At 42.1% G+C, this 15,693-nt stretch carries 26 protein-coding genes, 1 tRNA gene and 1 pseudogene; 23 read left to right on the top strand and 5 right to left on the bottom strand.

Features of this window, described 5'->3' with window-relative positions; genetic code table 11:
- The 5 genes and pseudogenes from B2P60_RS12385 to B2P60_RS12190 all read right to left on the bottom strand — a co-directional run.
- Window positions 1-133: pseudogene (locus B2P60_RS12385) on the bottom strand (IS630 family transposase); the annotation flags it as partial.
- 64 nt (window positions 134-197) lie between these two features.
- Window positions 198-554 carry an IS630 transposase-related protein gene (locus B2P60_RS12205; protein WP_286741643.1) on the bottom strand — a complete coding sequence of 119 codons (357 nt, stop codon included), beginning with the start codon at window positions 552-554 and terminating at the stop codon, window positions 198-200.
- A 35-nt stretch (window positions 555-589) separates the two neighbouring features.
- Window positions 590-772, bottom strand: coding sequence for a hypothetical protein (locus B2P60_RS12200; RefSeq protein ID WP_286741642.1), 183 nt, complete (start codon window positions 770-772; stop codon window positions 590-592).
- Between the two features lie 222 nt (window positions 773-994).
- Complete coding sequence (locus B2P60_RS12195; RefSeq protein WP_286741640.1) at window positions 995-1,492, bottom strand: hypothetical protein; 498 nt, start codon at window positions 1,490-1,492, stop codon at window positions 995-997.
- Window positions 1,493-1,623: 131 nt separating this feature from the next.
- Window positions 1,624-2,340, bottom strand: coding sequence for a S24 family peptidase (locus B2P60_RS12190; protein ID WP_286741638.1), 717 nt, complete (start codon window positions 2,338-2,340; stop codon window positions 1,624-1,626).
- Window positions 2,341-2,488: 148 nt separating this feature from the next.
- Between B2P60_RS12190 and B2P60_RS12185 the strand changes: the two genes are divergently transcribed.
- The 23 genes from B2P60_RS12185 to B2P60_RS12075 all read left to right on the top strand — a co-directional run bounded on the left by B2P60_RS12185 (window position 2,489) and on the right by B2P60_RS12075 (window position 15,529).
- Window positions 2,489-2,689 (top strand): hypothetical protein, encoded by a 201-nt coding sequence (locus B2P60_RS12185; protein ID WP_286741637.1) that lies wholly within the window; start codon window positions 2,489-2,491, stop codon window positions 2,687-2,689.
- Window positions 2,690-2,691: 2 nt separating this feature from the next.
- Window positions 2,692-3,060 carry a CII family transcriptional regulator gene (locus B2P60_RS12180; RefSeq protein WP_286741635.1) on the top strand — a complete coding sequence of 123 codons (369 nt, stop codon included), beginning with the start codon at window positions 2,692-2,694 and terminating at the stop codon, window positions 3,058-3,060.
- Window positions 3,057-3,233, top strand: a complete 177-nt coding sequence (locus B2P60_RS12175) for a hypothetical protein (protein WP_286741633.1) — start codon at window positions 3,057-3,059, stop codon at window positions 3,231-3,233. The genes B2P60_RS12180 and B2P60_RS12175 overlap by 4 nt, the downstream gene beginning before the upstream one ends.
- Complete coding sequence (locus B2P60_RS12170; RefSeq protein WP_286741632.1) at window positions 3,205-3,441, top strand: hypothetical protein; 237 nt, start codon at window positions 3,205-3,207, stop codon at window positions 3,439-3,441. Before B2P60_RS12175 ends, B2P60_RS12170 begins: the two co-directional genes overlap by 29 nt.
- A 2-nt stretch (window positions 3,442-3,443) precedes the next feature.
- Window positions 3,444-3,923, top strand: a complete 480-nt coding sequence (locus tag B2P60_RS12165; protein ID WP_286741630.1) for a hypothetical protein — start codon at window positions 3,444-3,446, stop codon at window positions 3,921-3,923.
- 79 nt (window positions 3,924-4,002) lie between these two features.
- Window positions 4,003-4,737, top strand: a complete 735-nt coding sequence (locus tag B2P60_RS12160; RefSeq protein ID WP_286741628.1) for a phage regulatory protein/antirepressor Ant — start codon at window positions 4,003-4,005, stop codon at window positions 4,735-4,737.
- A complete protein-coding gene (locus B2P60_RS12155; RefSeq protein ID WP_286741627.1) occupies window positions 4,737-5,738 on the top strand; it encodes a YdaU family protein in 1,002 nt (333 codons plus the stop codon). Before B2P60_RS12160 ends, B2P60_RS12155 begins: the two co-directional genes overlap by 1 nt.
- Window positions 5,735-5,923: a hypothetical protein gene (locus B2P60_RS12150; RefSeq protein ID WP_286741625.1), complete on the top strand. Its 189-nt coding sequence runs from the start codon at window positions 5,735-5,737 to the stop codon at window positions 5,921-5,923. The genes B2P60_RS12155 and B2P60_RS12150 overlap by 4 nt, the downstream gene beginning before the upstream one ends.
- A gap of 172 nt (window positions 5,924-6,095) precedes the next feature.
- A complete protein-coding gene (locus B2P60_RS12145) occupies window positions 6,096-6,293 on the top strand; it encodes a hypothetical protein (RefSeq protein WP_286741624.1) in 198 nt (65 codons plus the stop codon).
- Window positions 6,293-6,637, top strand: a complete 345-nt coding sequence (locus B2P60_RS12140; RefSeq protein WP_286741622.1) for a DUF1064 domain-containing protein — start codon at window positions 6,293-6,295, stop codon at window positions 6,635-6,637. The genes B2P60_RS12145 and B2P60_RS12140 overlap by 1 nt, the downstream gene beginning before the upstream one ends.
- Window positions 6,638-6,662: 25 nt before the next feature.
- A complete protein-coding gene (locus tag B2P60_RS12135) occupies window positions 6,663-6,827 on the top strand; it encodes a hypothetical protein (RefSeq protein WP_286741621.1) in 165 nt (54 codons plus the stop codon).
- A complete protein-coding gene (locus tag B2P60_RS12130) occupies window positions 6,820-7,008 on the top strand; it encodes a hypothetical protein (RefSeq protein WP_286741620.1) in 189 nt (62 codons plus the stop codon). The genes B2P60_RS12135 and B2P60_RS12130 overlap by 8 nt, the downstream gene beginning before the upstream one ends.
- Window positions 7,005-7,571, top strand: a complete 567-nt coding sequence (locus B2P60_RS12125; RefSeq protein WP_286741618.1) for a hypothetical protein — start codon at window positions 7,005-7,007, stop codon at window positions 7,569-7,571. The genes B2P60_RS12130 and B2P60_RS12125 overlap by 4 nt, the downstream gene beginning before the upstream one ends.
- Window positions 7,572-7,652: 81 nt before the next feature.
- A complete protein-coding gene (locus tag B2P60_RS12120; protein WP_286741617.1) occupies window positions 7,653-8,072 on the top strand; it encodes a PH domain-containing protein in 420 nt (139 codons plus the stop codon).
- A gap of 371 nt (window positions 8,073-8,443) precedes the next feature.
- Window positions 8,444-8,519, top strand: a tRNA-Ile gene (locus B2P60_RS12115).
- Window positions 8,520-8,830: 311 nt separating this feature from the next.
- Window positions 8,831-9,394, top strand: coding sequence for a putative metallopeptidase (locus B2P60_RS12110; protein WP_286741615.1), 564 nt, complete (start codon window positions 8,831-8,833; stop codon window positions 9,392-9,394).
- Window positions 9,395-9,426: 32 nt separating this feature from the next.
- Complete coding sequence (locus B2P60_RS12105; RefSeq protein WP_286741613.1) at window positions 9,427-9,903, top strand: DUF2280 domain-containing protein; 477 nt, start codon at window positions 9,427-9,429, stop codon at window positions 9,901-9,903.
- Window positions 9,884-11,149, top strand: coding sequence for a PBSX family phage terminase large subunit (locus B2P60_RS12100; protein ID WP_286741611.1), 1,266 nt, complete (start codon window positions 9,884-9,886; stop codon window positions 11,147-11,149). The genes B2P60_RS12105 and B2P60_RS12100 overlap by 20 nt, the downstream gene beginning before the upstream one ends.
- Window positions 11,146-12,669, top strand: a complete 1,524-nt coding sequence (locus B2P60_RS12095; protein WP_286741610.1) for a phage portal protein family protein — start codon at window positions 11,146-11,148, stop codon at window positions 12,667-12,669. Before B2P60_RS12100 ends, B2P60_RS12095 begins: the two co-directional genes overlap by 4 nt.
- A 143-nt stretch (window positions 12,670-12,812) precedes the next feature.
- Window positions 12,813-13,448: a hypothetical protein gene (locus tag B2P60_RS12090; RefSeq protein ID WP_286741608.1), complete on the top strand. Its 636-nt coding sequence runs from the start codon at window positions 12,813-12,815 to the stop codon at window positions 13,446-13,448.
- Window positions 13,449-13,571: 123 nt separating this feature from the next.
- Entirely contained in the window at window positions 13,572-14,369 is a 798-nt protein-coding gene (locus tag B2P60_RS12085) for a phage minor head protein (protein ID WP_286741606.1), read from the top strand.
- A 167-nt stretch (window positions 14,370-14,536) separates the two neighbouring features.
- The gene (locus B2P60_RS12080) at window positions 14,537-14,740 is read left to right on the top strand and encodes a hypothetical protein (RefSeq protein ID WP_286741604.1); all 204 of its coding nucleotides are present in this window, start codon (window positions 14,537-14,539) and stop codon (window positions 14,738-14,740) included.
- 6 nt (window positions 14,741-14,746) lie between these two features.
- Complete coding sequence (locus tag B2P60_RS12075) at window positions 14,747-15,529, top strand: hypothetical protein (RefSeq protein WP_286741602.1); 783 nt, start codon at window positions 14,747-14,749, stop codon at window positions 15,527-15,529.
- Window positions 15,530-15,693 lie beyond the last annotated feature (164 nt).

Genomic DNA, 15,693 nt, shown 5'->3' with positions numbered 1-15,693 from the left:
TTGTCTCAAAGTAATCAAGCGCAAACAACATCTTTTCATACAGAGCCCCAATAACGTTGGTTCGCTTTTTACCTTGCCAGCTGTAGCGATCAATACAAGGCTTACCAATCGGTGAATAACCATGAGAGCGGATGGTCTCGTGCTCAAAGCCACTTTCGTCAATATAGATAGTCGGATAGCCTTGGTGCGTAAAGCTATCAAGCTTTCTTTGATACGCCGCTCTTTTTATTGGACACGCTTTTGGGTGCTCTAAGGTCTTTTTTTTGACTGATGCCTAGGCGCTTTAGGGCATGATAAATGCCTGTTTTGCTACAGTTTAGACGACGTGCTCGCTCATACTGGTAATCATCAGGATGTTCTTTGACATCATTAAGTAGCACGTCATCTGGTATTTTATAGGGCTTGGTTTGTCTGGTTGTTTTGCTATGAACACGCCGCTTCCAGTTCTGTATGGTGGTTGGGCTCAGATTATAAAACTCAGCTGCCTCGGCAAAAGTCATACCCTTGTCTAAGCTTTTTAGTACTTGTTTGCGAAAATCTAGGGAGTAAGTCATGGTCTTTATGATAGCAATTAGGTTTGATAATTAGTTTATAACACTTTTAAGTGGGATTGACTATAGTAAAGCCTATTACTATTTTTTTTCGCTTGGCAATCACTACCCATAGTTGGATTCTCTTTACCAGCTATAACAGACATTAGATCAAAGGCAACACGCTCAGCGCTGTTATCTTTTATTTCTACTGGTCCTTGGATGTTCATACTATCCGCCATTATTACTCTCCTTGTTAGCCAGTCTCAAGCGTGCTGGCTTCTACGCGTAAAACCAATGAGGCTTACTTATGAAAATTGAAACCTTACTTCTCGTTGAAAATAGATTAAGTGATTGCTCAACTCAAATTTATATTGAAAATATAGATGTCGATCATGATGAATTCTACGTACCCGTTGGTGACTACACTCATCCAATTGGTTATTTAAAATTCAAGCAGATAGCTAAAGAAGGCTGTTTTGAATTATCGTCATTAGAGAGTCTAGATTGTCCCAACCCACATCCACAATTCTCGTTGTCAGGTGTTTTATACTCTCGGCAGGCAGCTCTCGAAGCGTATCAATCATTGTCTGTTTACGCTCAGTCGGCAGATTAGATGATAGAATCATTGACTCTAAGATTGTTCTGAACTGTTCAGCTTCAAATTTGATTGTTACCACGCCTAAGATAGCTGATAGCCCACCGTCGTCTGCAAGGAAATCCATGCCAGTGTGCGTGATTGAGCCTAAATTAGGATGAAAGCCATCACCATCCAGCGACTTAGAAACTAACAAACTGTTTTCAGAAATGAGCTTATGATCTTTAAGGTAAGCTAGGTTCGCAATAAACTTATAATATTCATCAGTTCCATAGTCATATTTCTCACTGAGATCAATTTGTGAGGGGTAAACCTGACTCAGCTCCGTTAGCATTGAAAGCTGCATTTCTCTATCTAAAAGCATAACCATATCCTTGTGTTATTCGAAATCTACTGCTTCACGATATACGCACCATCCTAATGGCAGCGTGTCGACTGGCTTGGCGAACTTTAAGAAATGCTCAATCCAGTAGCACTCAAATGATTTCATGCCTATTACCTATACTTAGTAATTTTGCTATCCACAACGCCAACGAGCATACATTCGCCCATCGGCACAATCTTCTGATCCGGCCATTCTGGATTGAGTGGTCTTAGGTACATATCCTCAGGGCTATCGCCAATAATAAGCTGCTTGAACGTCGCTTGCTTGTCATCATTGCAATGAATAACGACTAGCGCACCATCCTTCAATTCTAACGGCGAGATATCAGGCTCAACGTAGATAATCTCTCCAGGCTTAAACTCAGGCCACATGCTACGACCTTCGATGATCAAGCCGAAGGCTCTAGGTGATAGATTGCTAGGTCTATCTATCCATTCAATAGCGTCATCTATTGTCACTGGCATCACATCCGAAAAACTGCCTGCCGCTACCCAACTAATTACTGGCATCTGACCCGACATACCATGATCAACTGGCACTTTCTTGGTACCTTCTGGTGTGTCTTTGTTTACGGTATCTGCTGAACCGCTTTGCATCTCCAGTATCTTAGCTTTTAGATCGCTAACAGTAGGTGTGGGTAATGAGCCACTCAAAATATAGTTGGCATCAGCGTTGTATTTCTCCGCTGCAGCTAAAGCCCCTTCTTTAGAAACACCTCTCTTTGCCCAGTTGGTTACTGTTGACGCTCCCACGTTTAAATCTAGGGCGATTTTAGAATTTTTATTTGTCCCCGCTACCTCTTGTAGCCTAACCATGCTTGGGTCCATAAACCACCTCATTTTTTCATTGTTCAAATTAATATTATTTTACACGCTGTGTGGAACACGATGTTGCACACTATGAAAACTACTGATTGCTTTTTATTCACACTGTGTGTATTATTTACCCTATAGTGTGAAAAATAAGGAATACACAGTGACTGATAAAGATTTAATCGAAAAGCTTGGCGGGGTTAAAGCTATTGCAGACGCACTTGGCTACAACTACACCACAGTTCATAACTGGCTTGCCCGCGGTATCTCAAGAGACGCGAAAATTGCTCACCCTGACATTTTTATGCAAAAGAAAATAGATGCTGTGAAGCACATCGATAACTACATAACAGAGGAAGCATAACCATGACAACCAAATCTATATGTCAATTATCAGACGAACAGCTTGCATGGTCACGCAATATGCAAACTCAGGTGTTGCAAGCCATTGATAAGGATGGTCAGGCGGAGCTTGCAAAAGCAATTGGTATTGACAGTAGCACCGTGTCACGCCTTAAAGAGCATCACCTTGCAAACCTTTGCAAGATGCTTGCATCGCTTGGCCTCAAGGTTGTACCTGCAAATATGAAGTGCTATGACGCGGCTAAGATTGATATTTTATTTCGTTTGGCAAAGGACAATTTTCAGCGCTTAGAAGAGGTTGACGATTTCTTTCATGATGATGCCAAAGCTCAGATTGCAGAGGGTACTTATCGTCCAAGGGGCACGTTATGACCTGCGACGACTGCCCAAACCAAACCGACGGCAAATGCTGTCACCAATCAATTAACCCCATCCCAGCTTTGATGTTTACCGATGCAACCATTGCCACGCTAAAAGCTCAGTACAACGAACACTACGGACAATTGGGAGTATTCGATGCACTCGAACAGCGCGGAGTTATTTAACGAGCGTCAGGCTCACTTATCACTGGCACAAGATATCGAACAGACCAAGCGGGACAATCTTAAGGCGCAAAACATGAAAACAATTGAAGAAGAAAAGCAGCGCAAGCGTGATAACAACCTGCAATTTTGGCACAGCATCAAACAAGTTGTTTTTGTGATCGTCTGCGCGGCCATTGTCGTTTACACACTGATCCATTTTGCGAGGTAGGTATGTATAGCAAGAAAATAAACAACCCGCTCTACAGCAAGATTGAATCAATAGTGGTGCAAAAAACAATTGATGGGGTGGTTAAACATAGAGAGTTTGATGACATACGAAACAAGTCATCAGTACGAGCAATCTTAATGATGATGGGTTTTAAGCCTTGCAATGAAGCAAACCCAATCGTGTGGAGGCGACCAAAAGGAATAGCTGACTCGTTAGGCAGAGCAAGCAACGTGACAAGCTGTGCAAGGGTCGTAAAACGCAACGTTGGCAGACCTCAAACAACCAGCGAAATGCCAACGGAGAAAGGCCAGCAGATTTTAGAGCAGATTAAAGAAGATGGTTTTTATGACGTAGGCGATTTTGATATGTCGCAATCGTATTTGAGCAATATCATGTCGCAGATACGCGAGGTGGGTTATACGGTGAGCAGTATAAAGGGGGGAAATCAAAGAGTAATTCGCTACGAGTTAAACGAGCAATAAAAAACCCTGACCAGTTCGAGCTGATCAGGGTTTATCTACTAACCACCAAAGCTAATAGTTAGAAATTGGAGTATAGCACATGAGTATTTTAACGCAAAACATAAAGACAATGAGCAGCCGTGAAATAGCTGAGCATTGCGATAAAGACCATCGCAATGTTTGCCGTGATATTGACAGTCTGAACGAAAGTTATGCGCAAATGGCACTGCTCAAAGTTGAGCAGTCAGATTATGTCGCTGATAACGGTCAAAGCTATCGTCAGTATTTATTAAGCAAAGAACAAACGATAGATCTAATCACAGGCTACCGCGCTGACATTCGTATTCGTATCAACCGTCGTTGGGCTGAATTAGAACAGCAAGCAGCACAGCCAGTCGTAGCACTGCCACAAGACTACTTATCAGCGTTAAAAGCATTAGTAACGAGTGAGGAAGCAAAAGAGCGCGCCAATGCTGAAATCAAGCAATTACAGCCAAAAGCAGCTGCATTAGATGCCATTAGTCACGCTAAAGGCTCAACTGGTATTCGTGAAACTGCAAAGGCGGTAGGCATGGGTCAAAATGAATTTGTAGCCTGGTGCACCAATCCAAATAAGCCAGCAAGTGCACGTTTTATGTACCGCGACCACTCAGGTGCCCTTAATGCTTATTCGCACCGTATTGACCAAGGATTTGTCACACAGAAGCTATCCTGCTTCATTGGTGGCGATGGTCGTGACCGTACAGCGCCCAAGGTTAGGTTCACGCCTTCAGGGGTCACTCAGATAGCCAAACTACTACAGCAAGAACGTTCAAGAGAATTGGAGGCCGTGTAATGCACTATTACAGCTTTAACATCAAAGACTATCGTAAAGATACTCAACACTTAAAACCGATGGAGCATTACATCTACCGCATGCTAATAGACCTCTATTACATGGACGAAAAACCAATACCTAAAAAAACCCATTGGGTTATGCGTCGCTTAATGTTGGATAACCCAGAACACGAAACTATGCTTAAAAACGTCTTAGATGACTTCTTTTATGAGTGTGATGACGGTTTTAGGCACAAACGCATAGATTGTGAGATCACTAAATACCATGGTAATGCTCAGAAAAACCGTGAAAACGGCAAAAAAGGGGGCAGACCTCGTAAGAATGACCCAGAAAAAACCCAGTCGGTTTCTAATGGGTTGCCAAATAAAAGCCAAAATAACCCTAACCAAGAACCAATAACCATAAACCAAGAACCAAAGAATAGTAATAATAATAGCGCGAGTGATTTTTCAGTGATTGATTCGATTGCAGATTGGGTTCATCCAGAGCTTACTGAAATTAATGCCATGCTCATGCTAGGAGCACCACCAGTACCAGCCATCAGTCAAGCAGACTACGATTATCAATTGAAAAAATTCAAAAACTACTACGCTGAGGAAGAGCAAAAGGGTTCATACATCAGGACTGAGGGCAGACGCAAGGATGTGCTCACGGATTGGATCAAGCGCGATTACATACGTCAGCAGAAAATTAAAGCTCAGTCACAGCCAGCTAGATTCAACATCGACAATGAAGATTGGAGTGGTACCACTGCTAGCAAATCAGAAGGCCATGACAGTGATCTGCCAGCCGTCTATCACCCTAGTCACAGCAAACCAGCAACTCAAGCTAAGCCAAACCCCAGTACATCGGTCATGGTAAACGGTTTATGGAAAGAGCCGTTGCCCGGTATGAGTGTCCAGCAGACTTATGATCATATCAGCCAGCAGCACATGCCTGGTGAAATGCAAGATGAGACCTACGACAGGCTGTTAAATCAGATGCAGGAGGCGGTATGAGCAAGGTTTATATGCACACGTTGAGCTGTCGATACGGAAAGCTGTCAGGAACTGTATCGATTGATGGGGAGGAGGTGGTTGTGGAGCCGTTTGACGATCCTAACGACGCTGAATCTAACTGGAACGAAGAGGTTAAAAAGCGTGCGATAGATAAATTGGCAGAATTACGGAGATTGAGCGCATGAATGATTTTAAGTGTAACGCGTGTGGTGCGGTTCAAGACACTGCCGATTGGTTGGAGAACGGCGGTTGTGACGGTGATGAATTTGAGGTCGAGTGTCAAGACTGCGAAGAAGTTATCGAGGTGAGAACGGTAGTTGAAGTCAATTACGAAAACTTAGCGAATAGGTACTAAGCATGAAAACCACCAAAGGCCACTCAGTCGCAGGTCTGCAAACTGCCTACCACCCTAAAGATAACGTATATCGAGGATATTCAGGCAGGTTGAGAGTAGTTGATGGGGATCCGTACCACGATGAATATGTGAAGTGGAATAGCGACGGAACAGCGTTTAAGCATGAATATGGCGATATTAATTTAAAGGATGGTAAGTGATGAGAAAAAGCATACAAGCATTAGGGCGAATGAAGTCAGGACAAATGAATGGTACTGAGAAGGCCTACGCACAGCATTTGGAGCTGCTAAAACGAGCAGGTGAGATCGCTTATTACTCTTTTGACAACATCAACCTACGGCTAGCAGACAACACGTTTTATAAGCCAGACTTCTTGGTCATGCGCTCAGATGGCCAATTGGAAATACACGAAGTGAAAGGGCAGTGGACTGACGACGCGTTAGTGAAGATTAAAGTTGCTGCTGACAAGTTCCCGTTTAAGTTTTTAGCGGTCATGAAGCAGACGAAAAGGAACGGCGGTGGTTGGGATGTTCGAGACTTTTAACGTATAGAAAAGTATAGGTGCAGCCATGATTAGCAAAGACCAAATCTATATCAATAATGAGACTGGACAGCGTGTCTTAGTATTGCGAGTTGATGATCACTACGTGTATTACCAGCAGGATGGATTTATCAAGCCGTTATTCAAATATGAGTTTTTAGAGCAGTTTACATTGGAGGTGAGCAATGCTTAAGCCATTAGTAGATATCGATGTGAATTTTGATGATTTTAATTTTCATTCGTACAAAGACGATGATGAGATTTTTGTTAGAGATGATAAGTCGCCTTATGAGCATGGGATTTCCATACCAAGAAATAGACTTGTCGCGTTTAGAGATGCACTAAACAAAATTATTGAGGAGCAAGGCGAGTGAATAAAATATTGAGTCAACGATTTGCTACCAGCCCACGCTTAGAATTGCAGCATGGCGATTGGTTAAAGCAGGGTATGGGCGCTAAAACGGTTAAGTTTGATATTGGTAGCGGTGGATTGCCTCCTGAGGTTAATTGGGAAGACAAGGCGGCCGCTATTGGATTGATTGAGAGTCGTCACGCTAAAGCGTTGGCGTCTTTACTGGTTTGGGGGGATAACGAGTTGTGGGATCGTTCAGCGTCATTTGATGTGATAGTTAACTATTTAGCAGCTCGAATGATAGCTAGATGCGCTGAGGATAAGAGACAAGCACCGAAAGGCAGCTATCACACCTTGGAGGAGTTAGCGAAGCTTGTAGCACGCATGACGTTGCATTTTGAGCTATACGATTTGTGGGGATTGTATACGGTTGAGGGACGATTATTATTCAGTGGTATCAACGTGCCAGCCAGCAGTTATAGCAAATTGTGGCTAAAATACCAAGAGGGTATTTTGGCTGATATTGAAGCTTTGGTAGTAATGATAGAGCAAGACATCAGCGATTATCGTAAAAGATTAAATTGAAGCTAAATATTCCTACTTCTGTTTGCTATTAATGTATCTATTAAGTTACTATTGTTTCTATTTATTTACGGTATAAAGATAATGGCCAACTATATTGATAGTAATCTAACAACTAACGAACGAGTTATTAAAAATGCTAAGGTGTCATGGTGGTCCCAGTGGGCAATGATTACACTGGGGGTGTTAACTATATCGTTTTTAATTGGAATAGTATTTTTTGTTATTGCAGTGGTGCGTGTAATGACAACTGAACTAGCTTTGACAAATAAGCGAGTTATTGCGAAGACAGGTTTTATTAGAAGAGATACTGTTGAGCTGCGTTTGGAAAAAGTAGAAGGCTTGATTATCAATCAAGGGATTATGGGGCGGATCTTTAATTATGGCACAGTAATAGTTTCTGGTACTGGTGGCATTAGAACTCCTATTCCTTTTATTACTAACCCTATTGAGTTTCGCAGAGTAGTTAATGAGTTCTTAGAAGACCCAAGTCAGTTTGATTAGAGTGAATTTAAGGGTAAATAGGGTAATAGTAAGCAGCTATTGACAACATGACAGCCGTTAGAGTACTATTTCTCACACTGGCGATTGTAAGTGAAGCCAACCCGATTCAGGCGTTTAGTTAATACTAACCGCCTTTTTTATTGCCTATGATTTGCCCGATGCCGGATATCCGATATCGGGCTTTTTTACGTCCAAAATTTAGCAGGGATGCTATGTGCGAACTAACCAATCAAAAAGCCTATGATTATTATCATGAGGTCACAGAGTCGTGCGCCAAAGCTTATTGGCTACAGTTTCTACGAGACAGAGCTAATAGAGGCGTGGAAGGCGCTCAAGATTTTGTGGATAAGATTGAGTTTTGTAATAATTAAGTGCCTATAGCTCAGCGGTTAGAGCAGAGAACTCATAATTCTTTGGTCGCAGGTTCAAACCCTGCTAGGCGCACCATATTTTATTAACCAGTTTGCCCTCACTTGATTGTGCAGGGCATTTTTTATATCTGCGGTGAGCCTTTAACGAGGGAGCAAGCACCCAAGCCAGAGCGGGCGGATTAATTAAGACTGGCAGTGAGACACGCTGTCGCCAATTGCAGAGGTTTACATGTAGAGAAGCACAGGCTTTGACACGCGCCTAAATTCAAGCAATCACGTTGACCTCAAGCTTGGAAATATGAAGCGGCTTATTCCCGCCCCAAGCTTATATAAACCCGTCAAGATGGCGGGTTTGCTTTATTTTATGCACGCTGATTGGAGGTGAGCATGTTGAAAAGACCAATGCCACCAACCAACGATCTACGCCCACTAATGGCAGCCCCTGAAATATATGAATGGCTACACGCCACGATACTCAACCCCGACCATGAGTGGTTTAACGAAGACCATAGACATTTGATGGAATACTCAGTAACTGAAATAGCGTTTATGTGGGCCCAAAGTGAATACATCAAAGCTGGTAAGCAGATATTAGGCCAGTGCGAAAAGGTCATGATGATGGCGGGTGGTTGGAAGAAGATGCGTCAGGAAATGTGGTTTGAAGATACATTGGGTGATGTGCCTGAATACTTGGTCACGCTTGATTCTAATTATTGCCGTGATTGTACAGACGCTGAGTTTGCCGCACTGGTTGAGCATGAGATTTATCACATGAGACATAAACCAGATATGTTTGGTGACCCCTCATTCAAAGCAGACGGCAGACCACAGCTCGAATTGATAGCTCACGATGTTGAGGAGTTCTTTGGAGTCGTCAGACGATATGGCGGTGATGAAGCAGTCAGGCGCATGGCTGAGCTGCAAGATTGTGAGCCGCAAATAAAATACTAATTACCTTTACTTAGCGATACGAGAGAGCATTTATGGCGACCCTTAACAATAAGGTTAAGGCCTTTATTGTACAAGGGCTTGCTACCTATATGACCCCATCCGAAGTAGTGGAAGCTGTCAATCAAGAATTTGACGGGCTGAAAGTTACAAGACAGCAGGTATCGAACTACGACCCTGGCAAAGCAGCTGCAGTTAATTTGTCTCAGAAATGGAAGGACCTATTCAAGCAATTCCGCGATGACTTTAACAATGACATCCAAGCAATACCGATTGCCAATAAAGCATATCGCTTAAACATGCTTGACCGTATGGCGCGTGATGCTGAGAAATCAAAGAACAGGCCATTGGCGGCAAGCTTACTTGAGCAAGCAGCTAAGGACGTGGGCGAAGTGTTTACGAATAAGCAGAAAGTTGATAACACGTCTAGTGATGGATCAATGGCGACCAAGCCGACAGTAATTAGACTGGTGGCACCAAAGGTAGATGAAAATGGGCGAGCTATTAAATGATGAAATTTACGCCGATGTAGTCATACCTGACAAGCTTATACCAGTCTTTGAGTCCAAGTCTCGCTATAAAGGCGCTTATGGTGGCCGTGGTAGTGCTAAGACACGTACATTCGCATTGATGACAGCCGTAGAGGGTTATCGACTGGCCGAAGCAGGCGCTAGCGGCATAATCCTATGCGGCCGTGAGTATATGAACTCACTTGAAGAATCTTCACTTGAAGAAATTAAGCAAGCAATACGATCAGTAGATTGGCTTAATGATTACTATGAGATTGGCGAGAAATACGTTCGCACTAAAAATAGGCGTGTTGCTTATGCCTTTACTGGCCTACGTCATAACTTGGACAGCATCAAAGGTAAGTCACGCATACTACTCGCTTGGGTGGATGAAGCTGAGAACGTCAGTGAGGCTGCATGGCGCAAGCTATTACCAACAGTACGTGAAGATGACTCAGAGGTTTGGATAACATGGAATCCTGAAAATAAGGATAGTGCAACAGACAAGCGCTTCAGACAGGTTGAGCATAAATTCATCGTTGAGATGAATTATGACGATAACCCATTCTTCCCTGATGTGCTTGAGCAAGAACGCTTAAGTGATCAAGCTAACCTTGACGATGCGACCTATTGTTGGATTTGGGAAGGTGCTTATCTCGAAGCTTCGGACGCCCAGATATTTAACGGTAAGTTTGTTGTTAGAGAGTTTGAAAGACACCCAACATGGAACGGTCCATATAACGGTTTGGATTTTGGTTTTTCTACGGATCCAACAGGCGCGACAAACTCATGGGTCAGTGACAACATACTTTATATTGAGTATGAGGCGTGCAAGGTTGGCCTTGAGATTGACGACACACCAGACTACCTGAAAGATAATATACCAGGCATTGAAAACTACGAGGTGATAGCTGATAACGCTCGACCTGAATCAATCAGCTACCTAAAGCGTAACGGCATACCAAAAATTAAGGCATGCGTTAAAGGTAAGGGTAGTGTTGAGGATGGCATTGCTCACCTAAAAGGCTATAAGCAGATCGTCATTCACCCAAGGTGCACGGCAACCGCAAAAGAGTTCCGATTGTACAGCTACAAAACGGACCGATTAAGCGGCGAGATATTGCCTGAAATTATCGATAAGCATAACCATTTGATTGACTCACTCAGATATGCACACGAGCGCACTATGAAGCGTGGTGCTAATACTAAACGATACAGAGCCACTGCTGGCAAACGGACGTATAGATGAATGATATAACTGAAAAGCCGCGTTACCGTGTCACAGCAGGTAAGGCGTTAAGTCAAGAGCAGGTGACAGACTTAAGAGGCAAGACCTTCTACCGTCACCTGATCCGTACTGACACTGACGAGATACTTAAGAAAGCGGGTATCAGCCGTCACGCACTAAAGACATTACTGACGGATCCTGATATCGATCAAGCGATTGATATACGTGAAGAAGAGCTGAGTAATGCTGCTTATACGATTACACCGAGTGAGGGCAATGTTGCTGAATTTATCTATGAGCAACTAGACCTGCATCTTGGAACGATCTTGCAAGGCTCATCGCTTAGCAAGTGGTACGGCTATGATGTCATTGAGCAGTTATGGGGTAAGGATGATAAGGGACGTAATGCAGTTACTTCAATGATGTCTAAGCCTATCCAGTGGTTTGAGCCATTAGCTGGCGGTGCACTACAATGGTTCCCGAACGATGGTAGTCAGCCGGTCATGATTAGTGATCAAAAGGACTTTTATTATCGCTATCTGTACCAGCAGCATAAGCCAACGTATCTAAACCCCAAAGGCAAGTCGATACTAAGCCGTGTTTACTGGCTGCATTATTTTAAAACCAACGGCTGGCGTTTTTGGTCTAAGTTCTTGGAGCGTTTCGGTTCTCCATTGCTTATCGGTAAGACTGACGCAACAACTGAGGATGACGCGCAGAAATTTGCAGATGCAATACTGGCGGCCCACAACTCAGGCGTCGTCACTATCGGCATTGATGAGGATGTAACACCAGTCACAGCTACCAGTGATGGCAAGGCGTTTGTGAGCTACGACAATGTTGTTAAGCAAAGTATTACAACCTACTTGCTTGGCCAAACGCTCACAAGCGGCACTGACAATGGCGGCACATATGGCCAAGGCAAGATACATCAAGAGCAGCAAGAGATTATCTTTAGCGGCGACCGTAAGCACGCTCTTAAAGCCGTTCAACGGTTCATTGATGTTATCTGTACCGCTAATGGGTTTGAAGCGCCTGAGTTTAAGTGGGTGGCTAAGAAGTTCATCAACCAAGAGCAGTTAGACGCAGATAAAAAAGCGCATGAGATGGGTGTTCGCTTCACCAAGTCTTATTTTGTAGACGAGCATGGCTATAACGAGCAGCATATCTCGCACATGGATTACGGTGATGGACAAGGCGCTATTAAATTGCCAACGTCAGCACAAGCCAATCGCTATACGTCAATGGCTAGCAAAACATGGCTGCCATTTAAAGCAGCTGACAGTGATAGTGAGTTTACTGATGAACAGCAAGAGCTTGAACAAGTCGCAGATGATGCGCTTGAATTAAGCGTACAGCCTTTTGATTCTAATGCAGTACTATCAGCTATAAGCAACGCTACGGACGCTGACAGCTTACGTGAGTCGCTATTTAACCTATGCGGTGAGGGATTGGCTGATAGCGAGTTTACTCAGTTGGTTAATACCTCGTTAGCGGTCGCTGATTTACATGGTTTTGCTGATGAATCGAGTGAGGTGTAACTACTAATACTGTAGTTATCTTGATATCTCTAATCTAGCTAAATTTTGCTTCATTGTTGCCATAGTGCCTGTTATATTGGCTTTGCATTGGGTTGTTTTTATTAAACCTTTGTTCCTAGCTTATTTGACTCTAAGGCGGTTTTATGGATTTAGTAGCATTACAGAAAAAGCTGGAAGAACGTTATCTTGGCTATACTGATACCAGTGTTACTCCTAATGTTGTTGTTCCAGCGTTAGATACTACGATTTTATCCCATGCAACTGCTTATTTTCTTACAGCACAACGTCTATATGAGTTAGACGACGATAGACCTACGGATACTCCTTATCCTATGCTAACTCTGTTGGCTCTCTCAGCTGAGTTGTTTTTAAAGGGCTTTCATCCTGATGTGGATGAAAAGTACGAAGAGATGGTTCAGACAAAAGCTGAAAAGGAAGCGGGTGATAGGCCTATAAAATTTTTAATTGATAAAGAAGTTCATTCGTCGAAAAAGTGGGCGCGTCACGATTTAGGAAAGTTATTAAAGTCTTACTTGGAGCATGATAAAGACTTGTATGACTATTTGACGGGACGTTATACCATTGATACAGGAAGGAGTTTACTAGCAGATTTGTCTGATTACTCAAATACTTTTATGCAAGTTAGGTATATTTTTGAATATGGTAAGACCAAGGGGTATCAGTATCTTACCGATATTAATATTATTTATCGCTTGGTAGAATCACTTTATAAGTCATCAAATGCCTTCTACACAGATGAGTATTACTATCCTAATTAGCATATTGAGCGCTCTGACCACTAATTTTTTCTAAAATACTCAGCACATTGCATTAATACAAAAAATTGAAAGCTCATTCTAATGGATGAGCTTTTTTATTGTCCAAAATAAAGTGAGTAACCAATGGCAACGACAACAGCAGCATTTGACGTAAAGTTTATCGAAGCTATTGCTTACGCTTTAAACCGTAACGTGGTTTTGCCTGATGAATACTACAACGTGATGACGCCCATACAGCGTCAGCAAGCGGTATCTATCGCAGGGCTAGGGCAGACTGAGCAGATTAAGCATGTCATGGGCTTGGTCAATGACCAACTCGACAGTGGCGGTACATTCGCAGACTTTCAAAACGCTGTAAAAAAAGGTGATATTGATATTAACCTACCAAGGCATCGGCTAGACAATATCTTTAGAACCAACATTCAAGGTGCTTATGGCCGTGGTCGATGGTATCAGCAACAGCAAAATAAAGATGAACGCCCATACCTGATGCGTGACGGTATCAATGATATTAGACAACGCCCAGCTCATAAGGTGCTAGATGGCGTGATCAGACATATTGACGACCCATTTTGGCAGAAACATTATGCGCCTGATGGGTATCGTTGTCGCTGCATTATGCGGTCCTTAACTGAGTCTCAAGCTCAAGCAAAAGGCATAACCGCCGATGATGATTTGCCCAATGTGCCGAACGATGAAGGTTGGATTGGCGGTACACCGGCTCAGTACACGGGCAACATGAACAAACTAGTCAATGACAAGATAGCCGAGCTTGCTATTACGTACTATCAGCAGTCAGGCGCGATATTAGCAGCAAGACAGCGCATTGAAGCGGCTATCACAGTGATGTTAGCGCAGCCAGTGCCTGAGCTTGCTTTGATGATTGATGAGGCTCATGCATTGATTGAGGAAGAGAGTTAAAGTTAATTATGCTATTTAAACAATAACTGTAAACTTCTATAAGTTTATTATAGTTAATATTAGCCTTATGTAGCTTATAGATTGATACCGGTGAGATATGTGAGTAATATATATTAATAATTATGATATTTTAAACCCAAACCTAGCCACTAAAGGAGTTTGTTACCATGAATACTAACAGCCGCAGTGGATTTTTAATGAGAGTATTGACTTTTGATAGACCAAAAAAAGTCGTTAGTGAAAACGAACGATTAGTTATGGATGATCAAGGTAACGTATGGTTAAATTATGACAATCCTGAGGTACGTACAGGTGTTCAAAATCAGATCCGTGCTTTGAGTAAGATTAAATTAGACTCACAAAAGGCATAATATTATATGGGTCTGCTTTTAATCATGTTTGTTCTAGTTTTAGGATACCGATATGCTTCTTCAGTACCTTATCAGAAAAATATCCTCAAGCGCAGTGTGGGATGGGAATCCTATGTATATTTAGCTCAACATGGAATCATCTCTATATTATTAGGGATTTTAATTTTTTCATTCTGTACGTTAGTCGTACTTTTAATTATTTTAACATTAGAAGTTACTATATTATCTTACCTTGATATTACTGTTAATCTAAGTAAAAGGTTTCGAGAAAACCTTTTACTTTTAGTTGAAGGTGAAAAAGACATCCTTCACTATGTAGTGATGACAATTGCTACAGCTTGTATATCATGGGTAATCTGCGAAGCAAGAATTCAAATTGATTTTTCAAAGGATAAATATGACTTATTAAAGAGTTTGGATGGCATTCTTAATGTTGTCATCCAGTCTCTTCAATCGAATTCATCTGTTAAAGTGTCTATGAAATCTCGCAAAGTTTATGTCGGCATGGTACTCGGGGAGCAATTTGAAAATACTGATTTAGGAAATATTTTAATAATTCCTTTCTTTAGCGGTTATCGTGATAAAGATACGTTAGATATGAAGCTTAACTGTGAGTATATGCCTGTGTACGAGAAAAATAAGTTTATTGATTGGGATGGTTCAGAGTTCAAGATAGACTGGAAAAAGATGCAGGACTTTAAATTAGTGATTCGCATTGATGAAATTGAAACTATCTCTTTATTTGATGCTGAGTATTCAGAAGACTTTTTATTGACAGATAAAAAATGACACTCTAACTTAACTATTTTTTCTCAATTTTATGAATAAAGAACCTCATCATTTGATGAGGTTTTTTTGTTTTGGAGAAATATTACATTAAATTTTAGAAAAAATGAGTTTAGCCTGATAGACGTATAAAACAGTAGCCTTATCAGAAATGATAAGGCTTTTTT

The sequence above is a fragment of the Psychrobacter sp. UBA3068 genome (assembly GCF_002366815.1).
Taxonomy (GTDB): Bacteria; Pseudomonadota; Gammaproteobacteria; order Pseudomonadales; family Moraxellaceae; genus Psychrobacter; species Psychrobacter namhaensis.
This window is presented reverse-complemented; position numbering and strand designations above follow the sequence as displayed.